General features: G+C 61.1%; 4 protein-coding genes. 2 read left to right on the top strand and 2 right to left on the bottom strand.

Annotated elements, in window-relative coordinates; all coding sequences use genetic code 11:
* Positions 1 to 18 precede the first annotated feature (18 nt).
* Positions 19 to 165 carry a DUF1127 domain-containing protein gene (locus A3764_RS24260; RefSeq protein ID WP_082866004.1) on the top strand — a complete coding sequence of 49 codons (147 nt, stop codon included), beginning with the start codon at positions 19 to 21 and terminating at the stop codon, positions 163 to 165.
* Positions 166 to 420: 255 nt separating this feature from the next.
* Here the strand turns inward: A3764_RS24260 and A3764_RS19925 are convergent, their stop codons facing one another.
* Positions 421 to 636 (bottom strand): DUF1127 domain-containing protein, encoded by a 216-nt coding sequence (locus tag A3764_RS19925; RefSeq protein ID WP_067928320.1) that lies wholly within the window; start codon positions 634 to 636, stop codon positions 421 to 423.
* 519 nt (positions 637 to 1,155) lie between these two features.
* On the opposite strand from A3764_RS19925, the gene A3764_RS19920 reads away from it, so the two are divergent.
* Positions 1,156 to 2,220: an Mrp/NBP35 family ATP-binding protein gene (locus A3764_RS19920; protein WP_067928322.1), complete on the top strand. Its 1,065-nt coding sequence runs from the start codon at positions 1,156 to 1,158 to the stop codon at positions 2,218 to 2,220.
* Between the two features lie 23 nt (positions 2,221 to 2,243).
* On the opposite strand, the gene A3764_RS19915 is transcribed toward A3764_RS19920, so the two are convergent.
* Positions 2,244 to 3,029 (bottom strand): hypothetical protein, encoded by a 786-nt coding sequence (locus A3764_RS19915; protein ID WP_067928325.1) that lies wholly within the window; start codon positions 3,027 to 3,029, stop codon positions 2,244 to 2,246.
* Positions 3,030 to 3,386 lie beyond the last annotated feature (357 nt).

The following is a 3,386-nucleotide window of genomic DNA, read 5'->3' as shown; positions in this document are numbered from 1 at the left end:
AGCACGTTCTTCGATGCCCTGGCCACCCGCCGTCGTCAGAACCGCATGTTCCGTCAGACCTTCGCCGAGCTGAGCGAACTGTCGAACCGCGAGTTGAACGATCTGGGCATCAGCCGCTCCGAAATCCGTCGCATCGCGATCGAGTCGAGCCGCAACGCTCTGTAAGGATTACTGAATCGGACCTGCGCCGCCTCCCCGGCGCGGGTCTGTAGGGGGCTGCATCACCTTTCCTCCTCCCTGATGATGCGGTCCCGACCCGAACCGGGCACGTCCTCCCCGATGACCCGGTTCGCAGAAAGAGACGGCGGTGCCTCCTCCCTGGCATCGCCGTCTTTTTTATTTCACCCCTCTAAAGCTATGCGCCCACCGCGCTGCGGGCGCCCTGTCGGGTCAGGCGGCGCAGGTCCGATTCAGTAATCCTTACAGAGCGTTGCGGCTCGACTCGATCGCGATGCGACGGATTTCGGAGCGGCTGATGCCCAGATCGTTCAACTCGCGGTTCGACAGTTCGCTCAGCTCGGCGAAGGTCTGACGGAACATGCGGTTCTGACGACGGCGGGTGGCCAGGGCATCGAAGAACGTGCTTACGCGGGCCATGAAGGAAGAAGAGTTGGATGCGGTATTGATATAAGCCATTCGGCGCCTCTTTCGGTTTGTACTGCGTTTCTGTTGACGCTTACTTAGGTGTTTGCTGCAGCCGCACAACAGGCAGTTCGGCAGGGCCGATATGCATTTTCTGCATAGGAAATCGGGCGGCAAGCATATGAAAACAATCAGGGTAACGCTAACGCCGCAATGCGGCATAAGCGCGTGGGTTTTTACAGATTCGGCGTCTCGGTTCGGGTAGGGAGGGGAAAGGAAGGCGACGACATCAGGGAGGAGGAAGGATGTCGCCGCCAGTCACAGGCCGATCCGGGAGGAGGATGGATCGGACTGATCTTTTCCGGAGCAGGCTGTTCCTGCTCTGATAGTGATAATGGCCTTTATGCTGCGAGCGCACAATAAACGTTTTTGCATTGCTGCTATGCAGCATAAACATGGACCATATGGTCAAGAATTAGGCCGCCTGCCCGTTGCATGGGCATTCGCCCGGGGCACCCCCCCTTGCAGCCACTGCAGAACCTGCCATGTCAGGGTGTAACGAAAGGAACGCCCATGACCGTGACCCGTGCCGATATCGAAAATGCGCTGAAGCGCGTCATGCTGCCGGACGGTCGCGACCTGCTGGCGCATGATCTCGTTCGGGCGCTGACCATCGAAGGCAATGACGTGCGCTTCGTGATCGAGGCGCCCAATGCAGAGGCGGCCAAACAGATGGGGCAGCTGCGCGACGCGGCTGAACAGGTGGTGCGCGAAGTGTCGGGCGTCGGCAAGGTCGGCGTGGCGCTGACGGCCCATGCGCCCGCGGCAAAGGCGCCCTCGCTGAAGCTCGGCGGGCATCCCAAGCCGCAGGAGGGCCCGATCAAACCGGCGGGCGTTCGCAATATCATCGCCATCGGGTCCGGAAAGGGCGGGGTGGGCAAATCCACCGTGAGCTCCAACCTTGCCGTGGCGCTGGCCCGGGCCGGGCGCCGCGTCGGGTTGCTCGATGCCGATATTTACGGGCCAAGCCAGCCGCGCATGATGGGCATCAGCAAGCGCCCGGCCAGCCCTGACGGGAAAACGATCATCCCGCTGCAGGCCCATGGCGTCACCATGATGTCCATTGGTTTCATGGTCGAAGAGGGCAAGGCCGTCGTCTGGCGCGGTCCGATGCTGATGGGGGCGCTGCAGCAGATGATGGGACAGGTCGAATGGGGCGAGCTTGATGTTTTGCTGGTCGACCTGCCGCCGGGGACGGGCGACGTTCAACTGACGCTCTGCACCAAGACGGAGCTGGCCGGTGCCGTTATCGTCAGCACCCCGCAGGACGTGGCCCTGATCGATGCCCGCAAGGCGCTGGACATGTTCGCGACGCTCAAGACCCCGGTGCTGGGTCTTATCGAAAACATGAGCCAGTTCGTCTGCCCCGATTGCGGCAGTACGCATGATATCTTCGGGCAGGGCGGGGTCGCCGCCGAGGCGCAGAAGCTGGGCGTTCCGCTGCTGGGAAGCCTGCCCATCGATCTTGAAACCCGGCTTGCCGGGGACGCGGGCACGCCTGTCGCCGCCGGTGACGGGCCGATGGCCGAGGCATATGCCGGGATCGCCCGCGACCTGATGGAGCGTGGGCTGGCCTGAGATGTGTCGGCCCTATGGGCTGCTCAGCCGATTTCGCGGCGTTCCACGTAGTGACCGTAAAGCGTTGTCAGTACGCTGACGAAAACAAGCGCCTCCAATATATAGACGACGGCTTCGACGGCCATGCGGATGCCGCTGCCCGGCGCCCCGGTAAGGGCGGAGAGGGTCGACAGGACCGCATTCGCTGTCAGCAATAAAAGGGCCAGCCAGATCAGCGCGGTGCCTGCGGGCGCGGTGTGTCGCCAGCTTTCGAGCGGCCCTATGGGCCGACCCAGCGCCGCGGCAGGCAGCATCAGCCCCAGCCGCAGGACGATCCAGATGAACAACAGCCCCGCCAGTATCCCGACCGCCCCGAAGATCACGACCGTGGGCGCTTCGCCAGCCACGACATTCATGCGCGGTGCCGCAAGAAAGAGAAGAATGAGCAGCGGCACGGTCACCGCAAGCTGTATCGCCCCGATCAGGATCGTCCGCATCAGATAGGACAGTACGATCCTTGCCGAAGGCCGTCCCGGCGGCGCGTTCTGCGCATCGATAAGCACGTGACGATGCCAGAGTATCGCCAGCAGGACAAAGCCCAGAGCGGTGATAACAGCAAAGACGACCCCTGCGAGCATCCCCCCGGCGTTCGGTGCCGGTGCCTGAGCCAGCCCGGTAGACAGGTACGGAAAGGTGGGGGCGGCCCAGATTAGCCCGATTATCCCCACCGCCAGAAGGGCGAGTGCGGGCGCCAGAACGCGCAGCAGGCTACTGACATCCAGTATCAACATGCGCAACGCATGTCCGAGAAGGGCGAGGCTCTTGTTCATGCGTGCTCCGATATCGACAGAACGGATACTGCACCTGCCGACAGAAAGCGCAAGTATGGGATTATAATGCTCATTTTCCGCGCTGGGATTTATTGGGACGGGCGGGGAGAGCCGGGAATCAATCGGCCAAAACTGGCCGATTCCGAATCGCGCCATTGAATTTTCGGGTGGGAACCCTTGAATTATTGTTAAGCGCACAGGAACAACGGTGGAACATATCCTGTGGATAAGTATGTGAATGCATTTAGTTGGGAAATCGTGGGAAAGCGTGCGCGCCTGCAACAGTGATCTACATATAGTGTATTCTTAAAATTTTATAACAAATAGTGCCGTTGTTTTCGCCCATATTTTGCCCTA

The organism is Sulfitobacter sp. HI0129, assembly GCF_001635395.1.
In the GTDB taxonomy this organism is placed as follows: domain Bacteria; phylum Pseudomonadota; class Alphaproteobacteria; order Rhodobacterales; family Rhodobacteraceae; genus Sulfitobacter.
This window is presented reverse-complemented; position numbering and strand designations above follow the sequence as displayed.